A 17,747-nucleotide genomic window follows, 5' to 3' on the forward strand; every position below is an offset into this window, starting at 1 on the left:
GCGGGGAATGACAGTGGGGATAGCGGCGCCAGCGGCCCAAAAATCCCCCTCCCAAGGCTGTCAAAGCCCGCAAAAATTCATACATTGCCGCCATGCCCAAGCCATCCCCGAAGACCTCCGCCAAAGCCGAAACCAAGCCCGCTGCTACGACAGCTGCTGCCAAACCGGTCGCGGCGAAGGCGGCTGGAAAAGGCGACCATGTCTTCCTGGTCGACGGTTCCGGCTACATCTTCCGCGCTTATCACGCGCTGCCGCCGCTGAACCGCAAGTCCGACGGCTTGCAGGTCAATGCCGTGCTCGGCTTCTGCAACATGCTGTGGAAGCTGCTCCGCGACATGCCCGAGGACAACCGGCCGACGCATCTGGCGATCATTTTCGACAAGTCGGAAGTCACTTTCCGCAACAAGATCTATCCCGAATACAAGGCGCACCGGCCGCCTGCGCCGGATGATCTGATCCCGCAATTCGCGCTGATCCGCGAGGCCGTGCGCGCCTTCGACCTGCCCTGCCTGGAGCAGGGCGGCTTCGAGGCCGACGATCTCATTGCGACCTACGCGCGGCAGGCCAGCGACCGCGGCGCCCACACGACCATCGTGTCCTCCGACAAGGATCTGATGCAGCTTGTGAACGACAAGATCACGATGTACGACACCATGAAGGATCGCCGCATCGGCATCCCCGAGGTGATCGAGAAGTTCGGCGTGCCGCCGGAGAAGGTGGTCGAGGTGCAGGCGCTGGCCGGCGATTCCACCGACAACGTGCCTGGTGTCCCCGGCATCGGCATCAAGACCGCGGCGCAGCTGATCGTCGAATACGGCGATCTTGAACAACTCCTGTTCCGCGCCACTGAGATCAAGCAGCCGAAGCGCCGCGAAGCGCTGATCGAGAACGCCGAGAAGGCGCGGATCTCGCGCGAGCTCGTGCTGCTCGACGACAAGGTTGATCTGGAGGTGCCGCTCGACGACCTCGCCGTCCACGAGCCCGATGCACGCAAGCTGGTCGCCTTCCTGAAGGCGATGGAGTTCACGACGCTGACGCGTCGCGTCGCCGACTATTCGCAGATCGACCTTGCCAGCGTCGACGCCGATCCCGGCTATGCGAGCGGTGCCAGCGTATTCTCGCCGCTGCCGCCCTCGGACGTCGTACCCGCGCCAGGGACGGGCACGCCGGCGCAAGCCCGGCCGGGCGAGCGCAACACATCTGCGAGCAAGGAAGACAAGGCCGCGAGTCCGAAAGGCGCGCCGGTCTCGCTCGCCGCTGCGCGCGAAGAGGCACTGCGCAAGCTGCCGGTTGATCGCAGCAAATATCAGGCGATCAAGTCACTGAAAGAGCTCAACGCCTTCATCGCGCGCATCCATGATGCCGGCCACGTTGCGATCGAGATCCGAGGAAACTCGATTGATCCGATGCAGGCCGATTTCTGCGGCATCGCGCTGGCCCTGGCGCCGAACGAGGCCTGCTACGTGCCGCTGGCGCACAAGCAGTCGGGCGGTGGCGCCGGCCTGTTCGACGCCGGTCTTTCGCCCGACCAGATCAAGCATGCCGAGGCGATCGAGGCGCTGCGGCCGGTGCTGGAATCACCGGGCATTCTCAAGATCGGCTTCGACGTCAAATTTACCGCCGTGATGTTGGCGCAGCACGGCATCACCCTGCGCAATACCGACGATGCGCAGCTGATCTCCTATGTGCTCGATGCCGGACGCGGCTCGCACGGGCTGGAATCGCTGTCCGAGCGCTGGTTCGGCCACGCCATGCTGAAGGAGAGCGAGCTGCTCGGCAGCGGGAAAGGCAAGATCACCTTCGACCAGGTGCCTATCGACAAGGCCGCGCCGCTGTCGGCCGAAGGTGCCGACATGGCCTTGCGTGTCTGGCGCGTGCTGAGGCCGCGCCTCGTCGCCGAGCATATGACCACTGTTTACGAGACGCTCGAGCGTCCGCTGGTGTCGGTGCTCGCGCGCATGGAACGGCGCGGCATCTCGATCGACCGCCAGGTCTTGTCGCGCCTCTCCGGCGACTTTGCCCAGACTGCGGCGCGCGTCGAGGCCGAGATCCAGGAGATCGCCGGCGAACCCGTCAATGTCGGCAGCCCCAAGCAGATCGGCGACATCCTGTTCGGCAAGATGGGACTGCCGGGCGGCACCAAGACCAAGACCGGCGCGTGGTCGACTACGGCACAGGTGCTCGACGAGCTCGCTGAGCAGGGCCATGATTTTCCGCGAAAGATTCTGGAGTGGCGCCAGGTCTCGAAACTGAAATCGACCTACACCGACGCGCTGCCGACCTACGTCAATCCGCAGACCCATCGCGTGCATACGACCTACGCGCTGGCCGCAACCACGACGGGCCGGCTGTCGTCAAACGAGCCGAACTTGCAGAACATCCCGGTGCGCACCGAGGACGGCCGCAAGATTCGCCGCGCCTTCATCGCAACATCAGGGCACAAGCTTGTCTCGGCCGACTATTCGCAGATCGAGCTGCGGCTGCTGGCGGAGATCGCCGACATTCCCGTGCTAAAGCAGGCGTTTCGCGATGGGCTCGACATTCACGCGATGACCGCATCGGAAATGTTCGGCGTGCCGATCAAGGGCATGCCGAGCGAGATCCGCCGCCGTGCGAAAGCGATCAATTTCGGCATCATCTACGGCATTTCCGCGTTCGGCCTCGCCAACCAGCTCGGCATCGCCCGCGAAGAGGCGTCGGCCTATATCAAGAAATACTTTGAGCGCTTCCCCGGCATCCGCGCTTACATGGACGAGACGCGGGATTTCTGCCGGAGCCACGGCTACGTCACCACGCTGTTCGGCCGCAAGTGCCACTACCCTGATATCAAGGCCTCCAACGCCTCGGTGCGGGCCTTCAACGAGCGCGCCGCGATCAACGCGCGACTCCAGGGCACCGCCGCCGACATCATCCGCCGCGCCATGACGCGGGTCGAAGACGCGCTCGCCGAGAAGAAGCTCTCGGCGCAGATGCTGCTCCAGGTGCATGACGAATTGATCTTCGAGGTGCCGGACGCCGAGGTCGAGGCGACGCTCCCAGTGGTTCAGCACGTGATGCAGGATGCGCCGTTCCCGGCCGTGCTGCTGTCGGTGCCGCTGCATGTGGATGCGCGGGCGGCGAATAATTGGGACGAGGCGCACTGATTTCGCCTCACTCAATTGTCCTCCGTGCAATTGCGTAATGGCCCCACGGCGCCGCGTATATTAGAACCCGGGCATCTCCCGCACCGGTTCATTGATGCCCCACACCTCCGCCCTGCTCGGCTTCGCCCTCGTCTGCCTCGGTCTCGTGCTCACGCCCGGACCGAACATGATCTATCTGATCTCGCGCTCGATCACGCAGGGGCCGGCGGCAGGCATCGTCTCGCTCGGCGGCGTGGCGCTAGGCTTCGTGTTCTACATGCTGTGCGCGGCGTTCGGCATCACGGCGCTGCTGCTCGCGATTCCCTTTGCCTATGACGCGCTGCGCTTCGCCGGTGCCGGCTACATGCTGTGGCTCGCCTGGCAGGCCGTGAAGCCGGGCGGGCGCTCGCCGTTCCAGGTGAAGAAGCTCGCGATCGACAGCCCGCGCAAATTGTTTGCGATGGGGCTGGTCACGAATTTGCTCAACCCGAAGATCGCGATGCTGTATCTGGCGCTGCTGCCGCAGTTCATCGATCCCGCGGCCGGCAGCGTGCTGATGCAATCGGTGGTGCTGGGCGCGATCCAGATCGCGATCAGCGTCAGCGTCAATGCGATGATCGCGCTCGGAGCCGGATCGATCGCGCTGTTCCTGGCGAGCCGGCCGAGCTGGATGCTGGTGCAGCGCTGGCTGATGGGTACAGTGTTGGCCGGGCTTGCAGTGCGGATGGCTGTGGAAGCGCGGAAGGTGTGAGGCACACTGTCATGCCCCGGCTTGACCGGGGCATCCAGTACGCCGCGGCCTCTCGGCTTAACCACCGCCCGCTCTGGAATACTGGATCGCCCGCTTACGCGGACGATGACACCGTTAAATCAATCCAGCTTCGCGTCCATGCCGCGCTTCACCGCCGGGCGGACCATCAGCGCGTCGTACCAGCGCTTGACGTTGGGAAAATCGGCAAGATCGACCTTGTGGCGGAGGTGGCGCCAGGCCCAGCCCAAAATGGCGAAATCGGCGACCGAGAGATCGCCGGCGACGAAGTCGCGGGCCTCTAAGCGGCGGTCCAGCACGCCGTAGAGCCGGCGGGTCTCGGCCATGTAACGCTTCAGGCCATAGGCGCGGTCCTGCTCGTTCTCGAGCGCAATGAAATGGTGCACCTGGCCCGGCATCGGCCCGAAACCGCCCATCTGCCACATCAGCCATTCGTAGACGGGAATGCGCTCGCTAAGCGACTTCGGCAGGAATTTGCCGGTCTTTTCGCCGAGATAGAGCAGGATCGCGCCGGACTCGAAGATGCTGACGGGCTTGCCGTCCGGCCCCTCGGCGTCGAGGATCGCGGGGATCTTGTTGTTCGGGGAGAGCTTGAGGAACCCGGGCGCCATCTGCTCGCCCTTGGTGATGTTCACCGGGACCACCTTGTAGGGCAGCCCCATTTCCTCCAGCGCGACCGAGATTTTGCGGCCGTTCGGCGTGTTCCAGGTGTGCAGCTCGATGGTCATTTGCCTGTTTCCTTCCCCGAGGTCTCGGGCATCCACCTACTCCAGAAAGTTGCGCCCCCACAACCGGCGGACCGGGATGGCCGATCCCTATTGACGGGGGACACTCCCTCTGGAATGTCGCGGCGGTCGCGGATAAATTCCGCCACCTCTCAAAACACTCCCGAGGGACCGCCGTGTCGAAATCAGCCTCCCGCGCCCGCCTGTTCGAAATCATCCGCCGCCGCTCCTTCGGCCGCGGCGAGGTGACGCTCGCGTCGGGCCGCAAGAGCGATTTCTATTTCAACCTCAAGCCGACCATGCTCGACCCCGAGGGCGCGACGCTGCTCGCCGAGCTGACCTACGAGACGCTGAAGGACGACAATCTCGATTTCATCGGCGGGCTCGAGATGGGCGCGGTGCCGCTGGCCGGTGCGCTGGCGCAGATTTCGTGGATCAAGGGCCATCCGATCGCGGCCTTCTTCGTGCGCAAGAAGCCGAAAGAGCATGGCGCCAAGCTCGCGATCGAAGGCCTGCCGAAGGGCGAGACGCTGGATGGCAAGCGCGTCGTGATCGTCGAGGACGTCACCACCACCGGCGGCTCGGCGATGAAGGCGGTGGAATCCGTGCGCGAGACCGGCGCCGAAGTGGTGCTGGTGCTGACCATGGTCGACCGCGAGGAAGGCGCCGACGACACCTTCGGTGCGGCCGGCCTGCCGTTCCGCTCGCTGTACAAGGCGTCGGAATTTTTGAAGGCTTAGAGGGGCGGCGGAGCGCCCCTGCTCAACCCCTCATTTACCATCCCGCTTTATGGTGAACCATCTGCTGAGACCTGATGGTCCCGGCCGGTTCAGTAGCGTCGGGTGGAGTAAGCGTTGCGTACGATTGTGACCCATGCGCGCCGGCGGCGTCGCGCGATGCTCGTGGCCGCCATTCTTGCAGCACCGCTGCTTGCAGCTCCGGCCCCCGCTTCGGCCGAAGGCCTGTTCGACTTCTTCTTCGGCGGAGCCCAGCAACGCCCGCAGCGCGACGTGCCGCAGTCGAATTCCTACGCCGACCCCTTCACCAGTCAGCAGAACCCGGCTGCCCAACCGCAATATGTGCCGCCAACCCGCTCGGCGGCGGCCGGAGGCTCCGGCCCGGCGTTCTGCGTACGCAGCTGTGACGGCAAATATTTTCCGCTGATGCGCGGCCTCGCCTCGCCGGCGCAGATGTGTCAGGCCTTCTGTCCTGCCAGCACCACGAAGGTCTTCTTCGGCTCCTCGATCGACGGCGCCTATTCGCAGACCGGCGAGCGCTACGCCGACAGCGAGAACGCATTCGCCTACCGCAAGGCGCTGCGCGCGGACTGCACCTGCAACGGCCGCGAGCCGGCCGGGCTCGCCCCGGTCGATTTGACGCTGGACAGTTCGCTGAAGGCCGGCGACGTCATCGCCACCTCCGATGGCTTGGTCGCCTATACCGGCGTCCGCCTCGGCATGGAGCAGACCGCAGAGTTCACCCCGGTCGCCTCCTATCCCGGCCTCACCGCGCAGGTCCGCGCCCGGCTCGGCGAAATGAAGGTGGCTCCGGTGCGCGCGGATACGGTGGCGGCAGATGCGCCGGCAGCCGAGATCGTGCGCGAGACGCTGCCGGATGTGACGGTGCCGAAGACGCCGGCGAAGTCGGCGAAGCGGGCCGGATTGGATTAGTTCAGTCTCGTGTCCCGGGGCACGAGACCATCACCTCCCGATGATCACCCCGATCACATTCGGCGCCGCCAGATATTTCTCCTCGATCGCCGCGCGCGCGGCGGCGCGATTGTCCGGCGTCAGCAGGCCGCGTTTCTCGGCCAGGATCATCCAGCAAAAGCCCCACCAGTCGGTCAGCATGCCCGTCTCGCTGACGAGGTCATAGCCCTGCTCGGCCGCGAAGATGCGCGCATGCGCTTCGTCCAGCGTGTCGAGGAAGTGATGATCCTCAGGTGCGAACAGATCGTCGTTGATGTCGTCGATGGTGTAGCCCCAGATCGACTGGCACACCGCGTTGAACTCGCGGTCGAACTGGTCGTCGTCCACGGCATAGCGCCGCGCCGCCTGGTGCAGCCGCGACAGCGAGCGCGCGAAATCAGCGATTCGGGTGAGGGCAAATTGATCGAAGGCAATGGTGGACATGTAGTCCTCGCGACGGCTGTCAGACCCTAGATATTGTGTCGGCAATGCGCCGAATCACAATGATATATCAAAGACTTGCTAAAGTGTTCTTAATTTGTTCTGGTGGTGAAAGAGTTGTTGAGAACAGTCGTCATAGCTTTCCGCCAGGACGACGACGAGGGCCACTCAAATCTTCCCCGACACGTCCTTCTGCACGCGGTTGGCCATGTCGATCAGCCGGCGCCAGGCCTTTTCCAGGAAGGACATCATGCGGTCCATGTCCTGGTCGCTTGGCAGCGGGATCTCGAGCTTGCGTTCGCCTTCGGCGGCCTCAGACTCGCCCTTCTTCAGGGAATCGGATTTCGGCAGCGCCTCGTCGATCTTGCCGGAGACGGTCGGACCGGCGGCGAGCTGCCCCTTCAGCGTCTCGACCTCGGCCTGGAGCCGGCCGATCTCGGCATCGAGCGCGGAGCGCTCGTCGGGCACGGCGTAGCAGGCCCAGCCGGCGCCATTCCTGGTGCAGGTCGACACCGTGCCGGTGCGGGTGTCGAGCCGCAGCACGCCCTCGGGGATCGGCGTCATGCTGTAGCGGCCGTTTTCACCGTCGGGCGCGGATTGCGCGGCAACCAACGTGCCGCTGACCGTCGTCACCGCAACGAGCGCCGCAGCACACCATGGTATTGTGGATGATTTCGCCGGTCTCATCGCGCTCTCCGCCACGCCGCGAAAGCTGGCACATCCCGGAATTCTACACCCGGGCGGCGACGGCGCACCGCTTGCTCGCTCGAATCCGCCGCCAAAAACCGCATCTTCGAAATCAACGATGACGGCGGCCTGTTTGATCCCGGCAGCCGCGTCGAAATGTCGGCCATATCGGCAGATCGCGCGGCGAGCTGCTGCGGTGCGGCGTCATGCTGTGTGCAGCGCTGGCGTAAAAGGCAATATCATCAATTAAATCAGATACATAAACGAACACGACGCGATCGTGACTTGGCTTGACTTGATTATGTGCGGTCAGTATGGTCCGCGCGGCTTTTGAGGGTGGCGGGCGCAATTTCCATTCAACCGCAGCGTTTCGGGTCTTCGTGGCATGGCTCAGGACACGGGACACGGCGAGAATGGAGATCGCGATAGATCGCCCGAGGAAGCTGCGCTTTCCGAACGGCTCGGAAATCTTGATCAGCGGTTGTCCGAACTTCGCGGCCGCCATGTCAAGACCGAGCAACCCACAGGTGACAGTGGAGACGGAGCGGCCAGAGCCTCGGCGATGGCGCTTGGTTTTCGGTTATCCTCTGAGTTGGTCGCCGGGGTCGTCGTCGGAGCGGGGATTGGCTGGGGTTTCGACCGCTTGCTGTCGACGTCGCCTTTCGGATTTATCGTATTCCTGCTGCTGGGCTTCGTGGCCGGCGTGGTGAATGTGGTGAGAACGGCGGGCGCGGGTCAAAGGCGCGATGGTTCGTAAGCTGATCCGACAGAGGAGAGGAATTTTCGCGCCGGCTTCGCCGGTGCGGGCCGGCCCGGCCGGTAGACCGAGACCAGCCGGCATCGCCCGGCAGACCAAGAGATGCCGCGCCGATGAAAATCGATCCGATCCACCAGTTCAACATCGAGCCTCTCTTCACGATCGGCCATATCGGCAATCACACGATCGCCTTCACCAATTCATCGCTCTACATGCTGGTGGCGGTGGCGATCATCTCGATCCTGATGCTTGCCAGCGGCACGCAGCTGGTTCCCGGGCGCCTCCAGTCGGTCGCCGAGATCTCCTACGAGTTCATTGCGGCCACGATCCGCGGCAACGCCGGCGCGGAAGGCATGAAATTCTTCCCGCTGATCTTCTCGCTGTTCATGTTCCTGTGCGTCTCGAACCTGGTCGGCATCATCCCCTACACCTTCACGATCTCGAGCCATCTGATCGTGACGGCCGCGCTCGCGCTGTTGGTGTTTTTCACCGTCCTGATTTACGGCGTCGCCAAGAACGGCCTGAAGTTCTTCAAGATCTTCGTTCCCCACGGCGTTCCCATGTACATCCTGCCGCTGGTGATGTTCATCGAGATCCTGTCGTTCTTCCTGCGGCCGGTCTCCCACAGCGTCCGTCTGTTCGCCAACATGCTGGCTGGCCACATCGCGCTGAAGGTGTTCGCGGGCTTCGTCGCCATGCTCGGCTTCTCGCTCGGCGCCCTCGGCTGGGTCGGCGGCGTGCTGCCGCTGGCGCTCACGGTCGCGCTGTACGCTCTCGAGATCCTGGTCGCGTTCCTGCAAGCCTATGTGTTTGCGATCCTGACCGTCATCTACCTCAACGACGCCATTCATCCGGGACACTAAGCGGTCCGGGGAATTTCCACCCAAAACCCAATCTTTCTTCCAAGGAGTCTAAAATGGATCCGGCAGCAGCAAAACTTATCGGCGCGGGCATCGCATGCATCGGCATGGGCGGCGCGGGCGTCGGCGTCGGCGTGATCTTCGGCAACTACCTCGCCGCAGCCGTGCGCAACCCGTCGGCTGCTCAGGGCCAGTTCGGCAACCTGATCTTCGGCTTCGCCGTGACCGAGGCGCTCGGCATTTTCTCGCTGCTGATCGCGCTGCTGCTGCTGTTCGTTCCGCTCTGAGGACGACGTTTCGCGCCGCTTCAACCGAAGCGGCGCGCATGACAGCAACAGGAGATCTCCATGGCTGAGAGTCATGGCGGCGCAAAAGGTCCCGCGGCGGGCGCCCATACCGAGACCGAAGGTGGTCACGGTGGCGGCTTTCCGCCGTTCGAGAGCAGCACCTTTGCTTCACAGCTGGTGTCGCTCGCGATCTTCTTCGTCGTTCTTTACGTGATCGTGTCCAAGCTCGCTCTGCCGAAGGTCGGCGGTGCGATCGAAGCGCGTCAGAACAAGATCGAGGGTGACCTCGCCGAGGCGCAGAAGCTGAAGGACCAGTCCGACGCGGCGCTGAAGGCCTATGAAGGCGAGCTCGCTTCGGCACGCTCGCGGGCGCAGGCGATCGGCAACGAATCCCGCGACAAGGCGAATGCGCAAGCGGAAGCCGAGCGCAAGGCGCTGGAAGAGCAACTGGCGGCCAAGCTCGCCGAGGCGGAAAAGACTATCGCCTCGACGCGTGCGACCGCCATGAGCAACGTCCGCGGTATCGCGGCCGATGCCGCAGGCACCATTGTGCAGCAGCTCACCGGCGTCGTTCCGGACGGTGCAGCGGTCAATGCCGCCGTTGACGCGTCCTTGAAGGGTTAGTCGATATGTTCTTCGATCCTGAAACCTGGGTCGCCGTCGCCTTCGTGATTCTGATGGTCCTGTTCGGCTATCTCGGGGTCTTCAAGAAGGCGATGGCTGCGCTCGACCATCGCGCCGACCGCATCAAGGCCGAGCTCGACGACGCGACGCGTCTCAAGCAGGAAGCGGCCAAGGTGCTTGCCGACTACAAGGCGCGCAGTGCCACGGCCGAACGCGAGGCTGCCGACATCATCGCCAACGCCAAGTCCGAAGCCGAGCGCATCGCGACCGAGGCCAAGGTGAAGATGGAAGATTTCGTCGCCCGCCGCACCAAGACCGCGGAGAGCAAGATCGCGCTCGCCGAGGCCCAGGCGGTGGCCGATGTCCGCGCCGCAGCCGCGGAAGCCGCAGTGCAAGCCGCCTCCACGATCTTGTCGCAGTCGGTCAAGGGCCAGGTCGCCGACGATCTGCTCGCCAAGGGCATCACCGAGGTTCGCCAGAAGTTGAACTGAGGGCAGACGCCTCACCAATCAAAAAGCCGGCGCGATGAGCGCCGGCTTTTTTGTTGACTGGTGGATGACTTTCGTGTCCCGGACGCGGTGCGGCATGAAATGACGCGCCGCAGAGCCGGGACCCATGCATCTGCTGCCTCTGGGCCCCGGCTCTACGATGCATCGCTACGCGCTGCATCGCGTCCGGGGCACGAGACCTACTTCTTCTTCCCGCGCGGCTTCGGCTCGGGCGACAGCGCCTGCGGATCGAAGCCGACATAGAAGATGTAGGAATCGGCGATCGCGGCCGACGGCATTGGATAGGACAGATCCTCGGCGACGAAGGTAAAGGGCACGCTACCGCCTTCGGACATCTCGACCGTGGTCCGGTAGGCCTTCGAGGCGATCACCTTCTCGCCGACGCCACCCTGCACCACGGCAACGCGCAGGGGGACTTCAACCGTGTTGGGCGCGCCGGCAGGGCCTGCGATGACGCGGCCCTGGATGCCGATGCGCGCGACGATCTCACTGCCGTTGCGGACGCATTCGCGCGCCATCTTGGTGATCGAGGCCTGGAAACGCACGTCGTTGCCGACGGCCGGCTTGCCTGTCGCCCCAACCCCGTAGGTGGAGGCTCCTGCGCGCACCGTGACCTGGGGGCAGTCGATGTCGTCATCGGCCGCCGGCTGGCCCGGCGCGGGAGCCGGCTTGGGCTGGGCGGGCTCGTCGGATTTGCCGCCGAACAGGTTCTTGAAGCGGTCAGTCAGCGACTGCGCCGAGACCGGTGACACGGAAGCGAATGACACCGACAGCGCCAGCGCGATCACCGGCCCCCGCCGCAGCGCCTTCCGCAATGAGCGATGCTCGTTCATCAACGCCTGTACTCCATGACAACATTCCGGCCGATCGGCCGGCCAGCGGGTTATATCGCCAAAATCGGCGATCCCAAGGCGAGAAAACAAGGCGAGAATACAAGGCAGGAAAAATGCTGAGTTCTGTGCCGGAGACGACCAGGCTCAGCCGCGGAAATCCTCGTGCAGCAGGCCGAACAGGAGATGGTCCTGCCAGACCCCGTTGATGCAGAGATAGCGGCGCGCCAGTCCCTCGCGCGAGAAGCCGCACTTCTCCAGCACCCGGATCGACGGCGCATTGGTAGGGATGCAGGCGGCCTCGACCCGGTGCAGATTGAGCTCGCCGAACAGCGTCGGCAGCAGCACCCTGAGCGCCGCGGTCATGTAGCCGCGATGGGCGTGGGGCTGGCCGACCCAATAGCCGATGGTGCCGGCCTGGACGATACCGCGCCGGACATTGGCGAGCGTGATGCCACCAACCATGGCGCCGTCGAGCTCGCGGAAGATCAGAAAGGGATAGGAGCGGTCCGCCGCGATATCCTCGGAATAGCGGCGCAGGCGGCGGCGGAAGCCAGACCGGGTCAGATCGTCCGACGGCCAGATCGGCTCCCACGGCGTCAGGTAATCGCGGCTGGTCTCGCGCAGATGCGCCCACTGCAGGAAATCCGACATCTGCGGCGCACGCAGCAACAACCCGTTGCCGCGGGGGGCGAGAGCAGCAGGTCCACTGGATGGCAGGCGAAACAGGGCCATGGTGATGCTTCCCGAAGCGGGGCGCCCCCTGCGCGGCTCCTAATGCAGCCGGGCCTTGGCACGCGCCTTGGTCAATCCTTCCGCAAAAGACACCGCCGTGTCCAGACCCCTGCCGCTGCCCAATGCAACTACCGCAGGGCGGCTGCGCGAAAGCAGTGCACGCGCTGCATCGCGGGTCGATTCGACGCTGACGGCGTCGATCCGGGCCACCAGCTCCTGCACCGTCTGCGGCCGGCCATAGGCCAGCACGTGCCGGGCGAGCTGTTCGGCGCGCGAGGAGCAGCTCTCCAACGCCATCAGAAGGCCCGCCTTCATCTGCGCCTTGGCGCGGGCGATCTCGGCCTCGGTCAGGGTCTCGACCGAATCATTCATGATGTCGACCACGACCTCCATCATCTCCGGCGCGTCGGCGGGATCTGTGCCGGTGTAGAGGCCGAAGAAACCGGTATCGGTATAGGGCGCGTGGAACGAGTAGATCGAGTAGCAGAGGCCGCGTTTTTCGCGCACTTCCTGGAACAGCCGCGACGACATTCCGCCGCCGAGGATGTTGGTGAAGACCTGGAGCGAGAACAGCGACAGATCGGTCTGCGGCACGCCTTCCAGCGCCAGCGTGAGATGCGCCTGCTCGAGCTCGCGATGCACGACCTTGGCGCCGCCCTTGCCGAACTGGGCTGCCTGCGGCTTCGGCCCCGGCGTCGCTTCAAAACTTGCAAAGCGCTTCTCGGCCTCGGCGACGACCCGCTTGTGATCGACGGCACCTGCCGCCGCCACCACCATATCGGGCCCGCGGTAATGCGTCGAGAGATAGTCGCGCAGCGAGTCGCGGTTGAAGGCGCGCAGCGTCTTGGCGGTGCCGAGCAGCGAGCGGCCCATCGGCTGGTCGGGATAGCAGAGCTCGTTGAGATGCTCGAACACGACGTCGTCGGGCGTGTCCTGGGCCGCACCGATCTCCTGGACGATGACGTTCTTCTCGCGCTCGAGCTCCTCGGGCTCGAAGGCGGGGTTGGCCAGGATGTCGGCGAGCACGTCGAGCGCCAGCGGCACATCAGCCTTCATCACCCGGGCATAATAGGACGTGGTCTCGGTCGAGGTGCCGGCATTGAGGTCGCCGCCGACCGCCTCGATCTCCTCCACGATCTCGCGCGAGGAGCGCCCGGTCGTGCCCTTGAACGCCATGTGCTCGAGCAGATGCGAGATGCCATGCTCGTTCGGCTTCTCGTCGCGGCCGCCGACGCCGGCCCAGACGCCGAGCGCGGCGGTCTCGAGGTGAGGCATGTTGTCGGTGACGACGGTCAGGCCGGACGCAAGCTTGGAGATCTCGACGCTCATCCGGCAACTCCCTGTTTCGCGGCGCGGCTGACCGACAACGCGAACCGCTCCACCTCGCTCTGATCGTTCTTCATGACCTTCATGTGTTCGGATTTGGTCATGAGACCGTCGAGCCAGGCCGGCAGTTGCGGCCGCTGGCCGCAGGCCGCATCCACGGCATCAGGGAATTTGGCTGGATGCGCGGTCGAGAGCACGATGTTGGGCACGGTCGTATCGGTGGTGTCGCGATCGGCGACCGCGAGCGCGACGGCGGTGTGGGGATCGACGAGCTCGCCGGCCTCGCGCCAGGCGGCGCGGATTGCAGCCGCAGTCTCGGTCTCGTCGGCGCGGCCGGCGTCGAATTCTTCGCGGATCGCGGCGAGCGTAGCGTCAGGCAGGACGAAGCGGCCCGACTGTTTCAGCGAATCCATCAGCCGGCGCACGCTGGCCGCATCGCGCTTGCCGGCTTCGAACAGCAACCGCTCGAAATTCGAGGAGATCTGGATGTCCATCGACGGCGAGGCGGTGGCGTGCACCTCGCGCACCTCGTAGATGCCGGTCTTGAGCGTGCGGGCGAGGATGTCGTTGACGTTGGCGGCAATGCGCAGCGTTCGCACGGGAAGCCCCATGCGCTTGGCGACATAGCCTGCAAAAATATCGCCGAAATTTCCGGTCGGCACGATGAAATCCACCGCGCGCGCCGGCGCGCCGGCGGCGACTGCGGAGGTGAAATAGTAGACCACTTGGGCAACGATGCGGGCCCAGTTGATGGAATTGACGCCGGACAGCGAGGTCGCATCCCGGAAGCGATGGTTGTTGAACAACCCCTTCACGAGCGCCTGGCAGTCGTCGAAATTGCCCTCGATGGCGAGCGCGTGGACATTGGCCGCACCCGTCGTCGTCATCATACGCTGCTGCACCTCGGAGATGCGCTTGTGCGGGAACAGCACGATGAGATCGACATTCTCCAGACCCGCGAAGGCCTCGACCGCGGCACCGCCGGTGTCGCCGGAGGTCGCGACCACAATGGTGGTGCGCTGGCCGCGCTTGGCGAGCACATGGTCCATCAGCCGCGAGATCAGCTGCATCGCCACGTCCTTGAAGGCGAGCGTCGGACCGTGGAACAGCTCCAGCACGAATTGATGCGGCGACATCTGGCGCAGCGGCACCACGGCCGGATGGCGGAAGGTGGCATAGGCCTCGTTCGCCATGCGGCCGAGATCTGCGTCCGAAATCTCACCACCGACGAAGGGACGGATGATTTCGACCGCGACCTCCCAATAGGGCCGGCCAAAGAAGCCCGCGATGGTCTCGACCGGGAGCTGCGGCCAGGTCACCGGCACATACAGGCCGCCGTCGCGGGCAAGCCCGGTCAGCATCACGTCGCAGAAGCCGAGCTCAGGGGCCTCGCCCCGGGTCGAAATATAACGAGTCAAACTGCCCTCCAAAGGCCGGCCCGGCTTGAATTCGGACCTTAAGCCTTTGATTTCACGATGTTCCTAGTTCACAGCCAGAGGCGTTGCGGCACCATAGAGTGTTTTGCAAGGTCGCACCATGCCCAACGAAAAAGGGCTGCGGCGATGCCGCAGCCCTCTCTTGGAAGGTCTGTCGTTGATGTGTGCAGACCCGGTTTTCCGCGTTGGGACGCCTGCCCCAAAAAATCGTTCGTTCGAGCTATCGTCACCTGTCATGAGATCGTCAAGGAGAAAAACGCGGGCAGCGCCGAATGTTCCTGTTTTTCCCGATATGCCCCGGCGGGACCGGCGATCAGGCTGCTGGGAGCCCGGTCCTATTGCCTCTCCTTCCCGATTCGATGCGCCGGATAAGGAACGAACGCCTCGCCGGCCCATTGTGTCGGCGGAAGGTGTCAGCCGTCGTCCACGCATTGCCCGGACGCGCGGCGGCGCCGATCCGTCGACTGAGCCGGCTGCATTTCTGGAGCAGCCGGTTCGGTCCCTGACGGTGTCAGTTCATCCCGATTTCGACCGCGATCCGGATCAGGTCGGAGTGGCTCTTGGCCCCCAACTTCTGCTTGAGCAGAGACGTGGTGTTGGCGACGGTCTTGTAAGAGATGCCGAGCGCCTCGGCGACCTCGACGATCTTGTTGCCGCGCCCGAGCAGGCGGAGAATCTCGAGCTCCCGCGGCGTCATCTGCGAGGCCGGATTGGCCTTGATGGCAGCGCCGGAAAATGTCACGGCCTCCGCGAGCTGCGGCGAGATGAAATTGTCGCCCGCGACCACCTTGCGCACGGCCTTGAGCAGGATCCGGGGATCGTCGCCCTTGGAGACATAGCCCTGCGCCCCGAGCTCCACCGCGCGCACCACAAAGGCCGGATCATCATTCATGCTGAACATGATGATCTTGGCGTCCGGGTCGTCCTTGCGGATCCGGCGCATCAGCTCGAAGCCGGAGACATCGGGCAGGCTGATGTCGATCACGGTCACGTCAGGACGCTTGCTGATATAGGCGCGATGGCCGGATTTGGCGTCGGTCGCCTCGTCGATCCGGATCGAATGGTCGGAGGCAAACAGGGTGCGGCACCCTGACAGCACCACGGGATGGTCGTCGACGATCAGGACTCTTGTTGCCGGCTTGGCGGTATCTTGCATCGCGCGCTCTCTTGTTTTTTCACTCATAAACCGGCGGGAACAAATGGAAAGAGAAAATCCCGCCAATGCGCGTTAGAATTGACCTAATGTGGCAACGACTCTCGTTCAGGACCCAGCTGTTCCTCCCACTCGGCTTGAGCTTTCTCGCCGCGCTGGCGATGGGTGGTGTGCTGCTCCAGACCTTCGCGGCCGGCCAGCTGGCTGACGAGAATGAGCCTGGTCGACGCTCGACACAGGCCGTCGCCGTCGCGCTCAACAACACCCTCAGCGCGGCTGACAACCCGCGGAAGATGCTCGACGCATTTGTCAATTCTTTGGACACCTCCTCTGATATCCAATTTCGTCCACTGGAAGCAGGTCCCTCCCCGTCCGTGAGAGACGGCCTGCGGGACGTGCATGGCGTGCCGCAATGGTTCGTGGACCTGATCGCCATCCCGGACATGGACGCCGCATCGCCTGTCATCATCGACGGCAGGCGCGTCGGCGACATCGTGTTCATGCCCAACCTGTCGGCCGATCTGTTCGAGAAATGGATCGGCTTCTTGGCGCTCACGGGCCTCATCGCCGCGCTGATGGTGTTGACTGGAACGATTGCCTACCTCTTCGCGAGATCGTCGCTGGGGCCCCTGCAAAATCTCGGCGATGGCCTCACCCGAATACGACGGGGCGATTACGCGACGCCGATCCCGGTCGGGGGACCGCCGGAGATCCGGCGCAGCTGCGAGGAGGCCAATGCGCTCGCCGCGACACTCGCGCAATTGAGCCAGGACAATCGCGACCTGTTGCACCGGCTGGTGTCGCTTCAGGACAATGAACGGCGTGATCTCGCTCGCGAGTTGCATGACGAGCTTGGCCCGCTGCTGTTCAGCATCCGCGCCGGCGCGATCACGCTAAGCGAGGCCGCGCCACAGACGGGAAATCTCGGCAACTCCGTGCAGGAGGTGATGCGATCGGTCGAGGCGCTCCAGCAAACCAACCGCCGCATCCTCGACCGGCTTCGGCCGCTCTACATCGAAGAATTGGGGCTCGAGGCCAGCGTGCAGACGCTGCTCCGGAATTTTCGCAGACAGGCGCCGCATATCGGCCTCACCGCAACGATCGATCCTGATCTCAACGAGATCGACGGGCCGCTGGCCCAGACCGTCTATCGCGTAATCCAGGAAGCGCTGACCAACGTGCTGCGGCACGCCGGAGCCCGCAACGCCCATGTCGAAGCGGCGATTGCCGGCGATGCGCTCGCGGTCGAAATCTCCGACGACGGCGGCGGCTTTCCCGCCGACAATGTCTTCGGCCGCGGCCTGACCGGCATGCATGAACGCGTGCGGGCGCTCAGCGGATCGCTGTCACTCCTGCGCGCGGACCAACGAACCTATGTGCGCTGCCGCCTTCCGCTCGGTGAAGTCGGCGATGCCCCGATCTCGGGCTAGCACGCGCCGCAATCGTGTGAGCCCTGCCGCGCCGGCTCGCACAGGGTCCTGTGGATCTTGCCGTCCGCACTGAAGCGAAACGAGGCGCGGACGCGCAGCGCGCCCGCGATGGAATATTCGAGATCGATGCCGTTCGGGGCGGGATGGATCTCCTCCAGGCTGAAGCCCGCCGAGGAGAAGGCACCGAGCTTCGGTCCCCAATAGGTCTCGAGCTCGCTCCGTCCGCGATAGAGATGCGTGCCGTTGCACGAGCATTCCACTTCGCCATCGTCGGCATAGAGGTCGAGCAGCATCGCGAGGTCGCCCTTGCGGCAGGCATCCACCCAATCGACAATAAGTCCCATCTGATCGAAATCGCGCACGCCAGC

The 17,747-nt window shown here is 64.3% G+C and carries 20 protein-coding genes; 10 read left to right on the top strand and 10 right to left on the bottom strand.

The window, feature by feature from the left end; translation table 11 throughout:
• Positions 1-92 precede the first annotated feature (92 nt).
• Positions 93-3,143, top strand: coding sequence for a DNA polymerase I (polA, locus tag ACP2YP_RS37585; RefSeq protein ID WP_426421329.1), 3,051 nt, complete (start codon positions 93-95; stop codon positions 3,141-3,143).
• 94 nt (positions 3,144-3,237) lie between these two features.
• Positions 3,238-3,873, top strand: a complete 636-nt coding sequence (locus ACP2YP_RS37590; protein WP_426421330.1) for a LysE family translocator — start codon at positions 3,238-3,240, stop codon at positions 3,871-3,873.
• 119 nt (positions 3,874-3,992) lie between these two features.
• Here ACP2YP_RS37590 and ACP2YP_RS37595 read toward each other — a convergent pair whose 3' ends face one another.
• The gene (locus ACP2YP_RS37595) at positions 3,993-4,619 is read right to left on the bottom strand and encodes a glutathione S-transferase family protein (RefSeq protein WP_426421331.1); all 627 of its coding nucleotides are present in this window, start codon (positions 4,617-4,619) and stop codon (positions 3,993-3,995) included.
• A 173-nt stretch (positions 4,620-4,792) separates the two neighbouring features.
• Here ACP2YP_RS37595 and pyrE point away from each other — a divergent pair, with 173 nt between their 5' ends.
• Positions 4,793-5,356 (top strand): orotate phosphoribosyltransferase, encoded by a 564-nt coding sequence (pyrE, locus tag ACP2YP_RS37600; protein ID WP_426421332.1) that lies wholly within the window; start codon positions 4,793-4,795, stop codon positions 5,354-5,356.
• A 156-nt stretch (positions 5,357-5,512) separates the two neighbouring features.
• Positions 5,513-6,286 (top strand): DUF2865 domain-containing protein, encoded by a 774-nt coding sequence (locus tag ACP2YP_RS37605; protein WP_426426415.1) that lies wholly within the window; start codon positions 5,513-5,515, stop codon positions 6,284-6,286.
• A gap of 30 nt (positions 6,287-6,316) precedes the next feature.
• Here the strand turns inward: ACP2YP_RS37605 and ACP2YP_RS37610 are convergent, their stop codons facing one another.
• From ACP2YP_RS37610 to ACP2YP_RS37620, 3 genes are all read right to left on the bottom strand, one after another.
• A complete protein-coding gene (locus ACP2YP_RS37610; protein WP_426421333.1) occupies positions 6,317-6,748 on the bottom strand; it encodes a hypothetical protein in 432 nt (143 codons plus the stop codon).
• Positions 6,749-6,913: 165 nt separating this feature from the next.
• The gene (locus ACP2YP_RS37615; RefSeq protein ID WP_426421334.1) at positions 6,914-7,432 is read right to left on the bottom strand and encodes a hypothetical protein; all 519 of its coding nucleotides are present in this window, start codon (positions 7,430-7,432) and stop codon (positions 6,914-6,916) included.
• 112 nt (positions 7,433-7,544) lie between these two features.
• Positions 7,545-7,937, bottom strand: a complete 393-nt coding sequence (locus tag ACP2YP_RS37620; RefSeq protein ID WP_426426483.1) for a hypothetical protein — start codon at positions 7,935-7,937, stop codon at positions 7,545-7,547.
• Here ACP2YP_RS37620 and ACP2YP_RS37625 point away from each other — a divergent pair.
• The 5 genes from ACP2YP_RS37625 to ACP2YP_RS37645 all read left to right on the top strand — a co-directional run bounded on the left by ACP2YP_RS37625 (position 7,818) and on the right by ACP2YP_RS37645 (position 10,451).
• A complete protein-coding gene (locus ACP2YP_RS37625; protein WP_426421335.1) occupies positions 7,818-8,189 on the top strand; it encodes an AtpZ/AtpI family protein in 372 nt (123 codons plus the stop codon). The two genes, ACP2YP_RS37620 and ACP2YP_RS37625, sit on opposite strands and share 120 nt — an antisense overlap.
• A gap of 113 nt (positions 8,190-8,302) precedes the next feature.
• Complete coding sequence (locus ACP2YP_RS37630) at positions 8,303-9,052, top strand: F0F1 ATP synthase subunit A (protein ID WP_426421336.1); 750 nt, start codon at positions 8,303-8,305, stop codon at positions 9,050-9,052.
• Positions 9,053-9,105: 53 nt separating this feature from the next.
• The gene (locus ACP2YP_RS37635; RefSeq protein ID WP_007599451.1) at positions 9,106-9,336 is read left to right on the top strand and encodes a F0F1 ATP synthase subunit C; all 231 of its coding nucleotides are present in this window, start codon (positions 9,106-9,108) and stop codon (positions 9,334-9,336) included.
• 60 nt (positions 9,337-9,396) lie between these two features.
• Positions 9,397-9,960: a F0F1 ATP synthase subunit B' gene (locus ACP2YP_RS37640; RefSeq protein ID WP_426421337.1), complete on the top strand. Its 564-nt coding sequence runs from the start codon at positions 9,397-9,399 to the stop codon at positions 9,958-9,960.
• A 5-nt stretch (positions 9,961-9,965) separates the two neighbouring features.
• The gene (locus tag ACP2YP_RS37645; RefSeq protein WP_426421338.1) at positions 9,966-10,451 is read left to right on the top strand and encodes an ATP F0F1 synthase subunit B; all 486 of its coding nucleotides are present in this window, start codon (positions 9,966-9,968) and stop codon (positions 10,449-10,451) included.
• Between the two features lie 197 nt (positions 10,452-10,648).
• Here ACP2YP_RS37645 and ACP2YP_RS37650 read toward each other — a convergent pair whose 3' ends face one another.
• The 5 genes from ACP2YP_RS37650 to ACP2YP_RS37670 form a co-directional block, all read right to left on the bottom strand.
• Complete coding sequence (locus ACP2YP_RS37650; protein ID WP_426421339.1) at positions 10,649-11,302, bottom strand: hypothetical protein; 654 nt, start codon at positions 11,300-11,302, stop codon at positions 10,649-10,651.
• Between the two features lie 144 nt (positions 11,303-11,446).
• Positions 11,447-12,034 carry a GNAT family N-acetyltransferase gene (locus ACP2YP_RS37655; protein ID WP_018316343.1) on the bottom strand — a complete coding sequence of 196 codons (588 nt, stop codon included), beginning with the start codon at positions 12,032-12,034 and terminating at the stop codon, positions 11,447-11,449.
• A 39-nt stretch (positions 12,035-12,073) separates the two neighbouring features.
• Positions 12,074-13,363 carry a M16 family metallopeptidase gene (locus ACP2YP_RS37660; RefSeq protein WP_426421340.1) on the bottom strand — a complete coding sequence of 430 codons (1,290 nt, stop codon included), beginning with the start codon at positions 13,361-13,363 and terminating at the stop codon, positions 12,074-12,076.
• Positions 13,360-14,778: a threonine synthase gene (gene thrC, locus ACP2YP_RS37665; protein WP_426421341.1), complete on the bottom strand. Its 1,419-nt coding sequence runs from the start codon at positions 14,776-14,778 to the stop codon at positions 13,360-13,362. Before thrC ends, ACP2YP_RS37660 begins: the two co-directional genes overlap by 4 nt.
• Positions 14,779-15,307: 529 nt before the next feature.
• Positions 15,308-15,952, bottom strand: coding sequence for a response regulator transcription factor (locus ACP2YP_RS37670; RefSeq protein WP_426421342.1), 645 nt, complete (start codon positions 15,950-15,952; stop codon positions 15,308-15,310).
• Positions 15,953-16,038: 86 nt separating this feature from the next.
• Here ACP2YP_RS37670 and ACP2YP_RS37675 point away from each other — a divergent pair, with 86 nt between their 5' ends.
• Positions 16,039-17,379, top strand: coding sequence for a histidine kinase (locus tag ACP2YP_RS37675; RefSeq protein WP_426421343.1), 1,341 nt, complete (start codon positions 16,039-16,041; stop codon positions 17,377-17,379).
• On the opposite strand, the gene ACP2YP_RS37680 is transcribed toward ACP2YP_RS37675, so the two are convergent.
• Entirely contained in the window at positions 17,376-17,741 is a 366-nt protein-coding gene (locus ACP2YP_RS37680; RefSeq protein WP_426421344.1) for a nuclear transport factor 2 family protein, read from the bottom strand. The two genes, ACP2YP_RS37675 and ACP2YP_RS37680, sit on opposite strands and share 4 nt — an antisense overlap.
• Positions 17,742-17,747 lie beyond the last annotated feature (6 nt).

The organism is Bradyrhizobium genosp. A (genome assembly GCF_049949275.1).
Lineage (GTDB): Bacteria > Pseudomonadota > Alphaproteobacteria > Rhizobiales > Xanthobacteraceae > Bradyrhizobium.

Excerpts from the sequence above, each read along its gene's own strand:
- polA (WP_426421329.1), top strand. The coding sequence starts at position 93 with ATGCCCAAGCCATCCCCGAAGACCTCCGCCAAAGCCGAAACCAAGCCC.
- ACP2YP_RS37590 (WP_426421330.1), top strand. The coding sequence starts at position 3,238 with ATGCCCCACACCTCCGCCCTGCTCGGCTTCGCCCTCGTCTGCCTCGGT.
- ACP2YP_RS37595 (WP_426421331.1), bottom strand. The coding sequence starts at position 4,619 with ATGACCATCGAGCTGCACACCTGGAACACGCCGAACGGCCGCAAAATC.
- ACP2YP_RS37605 (WP_426426415.1), top strand. The coding sequence starts at position 5,513 with ATGCTCGTGGCCGCCATTCTTGCAGCACCGCTGCTTGCAGCTCCGGCC.
- ACP2YP_RS37610 (WP_426421333.1), bottom strand. The coding sequence starts at position 6,748 with ATGTCCACCATTGCCTTCGATCAATTTGCCCTCACCCGAATCGCTGAT.
- ACP2YP_RS37615 (WP_426421334.1), bottom strand. The coding sequence starts at position 7,432 with ATGAGACCGGCGAAATCATCCACAATACCATGGTGTGCTGCGGCGCTC.
- ACP2YP_RS37625 (WP_426421335.1), top strand. The coding sequence starts at position 7,818 with ATGGCTCAGGACACGGGACACGGCGAGAATGGAGATCGCGATAGATCG.
- ACP2YP_RS37620 (WP_426426483.1), bottom strand. The coding sequence starts at position 7,937 with ATGGCGGCCGCGAAGTTCGGACAACCGCTGATCAAGATTTCCGAGCCG.
- ACP2YP_RS37630 (WP_426421336.1), top strand. The coding sequence starts at position 8,303 with ATGAAAATCGATCCGATCCACCAGTTCAACATCGAGCCTCTCTTCACG.
- ACP2YP_RS37635 (WP_007599451.1), top strand. The coding sequence starts at position 9,106 with ATGGATCCGGCAGCAGCAAAACTTATCGGCGCGGGCATCGCATGCATC.
- ACP2YP_RS37640 (WP_426421337.1), top strand. The coding sequence starts at position 9,397 with ATGGCTGAGAGTCATGGCGGCGCAAAAGGTCCCGCGGCGGGCGCCCAT.
- ACP2YP_RS37645 (WP_426421338.1), top strand. The coding sequence starts at position 9,966 with ATGTTCTTCGATCCTGAAACCTGGGTCGCCGTCGCCTTCGTGATTCTG.
- ACP2YP_RS37650 (WP_426421339.1), bottom strand. The coding sequence starts at position 11,302 with ATGAACGAGCATCGCTCATTGCGGAAGGCGCTGCGGCGGGGGCCGGTG.
- ACP2YP_RS37655 (WP_018316343.1), bottom strand. The coding sequence starts at position 12,034 with ATGGCCCTGTTTCGCCTGCCATCCAGTGGACCTGCTGCTCTCGCCCCC.
- ACP2YP_RS37660 (WP_426421340.1), bottom strand. The coding sequence starts at position 13,363 with ATGAGCGTCGAGATCTCCAAGCTTGCGTCCGGCCTGACCGTCGTCACC.
- ACP2YP_RS37670 (WP_426421342.1), bottom strand. The coding sequence starts at position 15,952 with ATGCAAGATACCGCCAAGCCGGCAACAAGAGTCCTGATCGTCGACGAC.
- ACP2YP_RS37675 (WP_426421343.1), top strand. The coding sequence starts at position 16,039 with ATGTGGCAACGACTCTCGTTCAGGACCCAGCTGTTCCTCCCACTCGGC.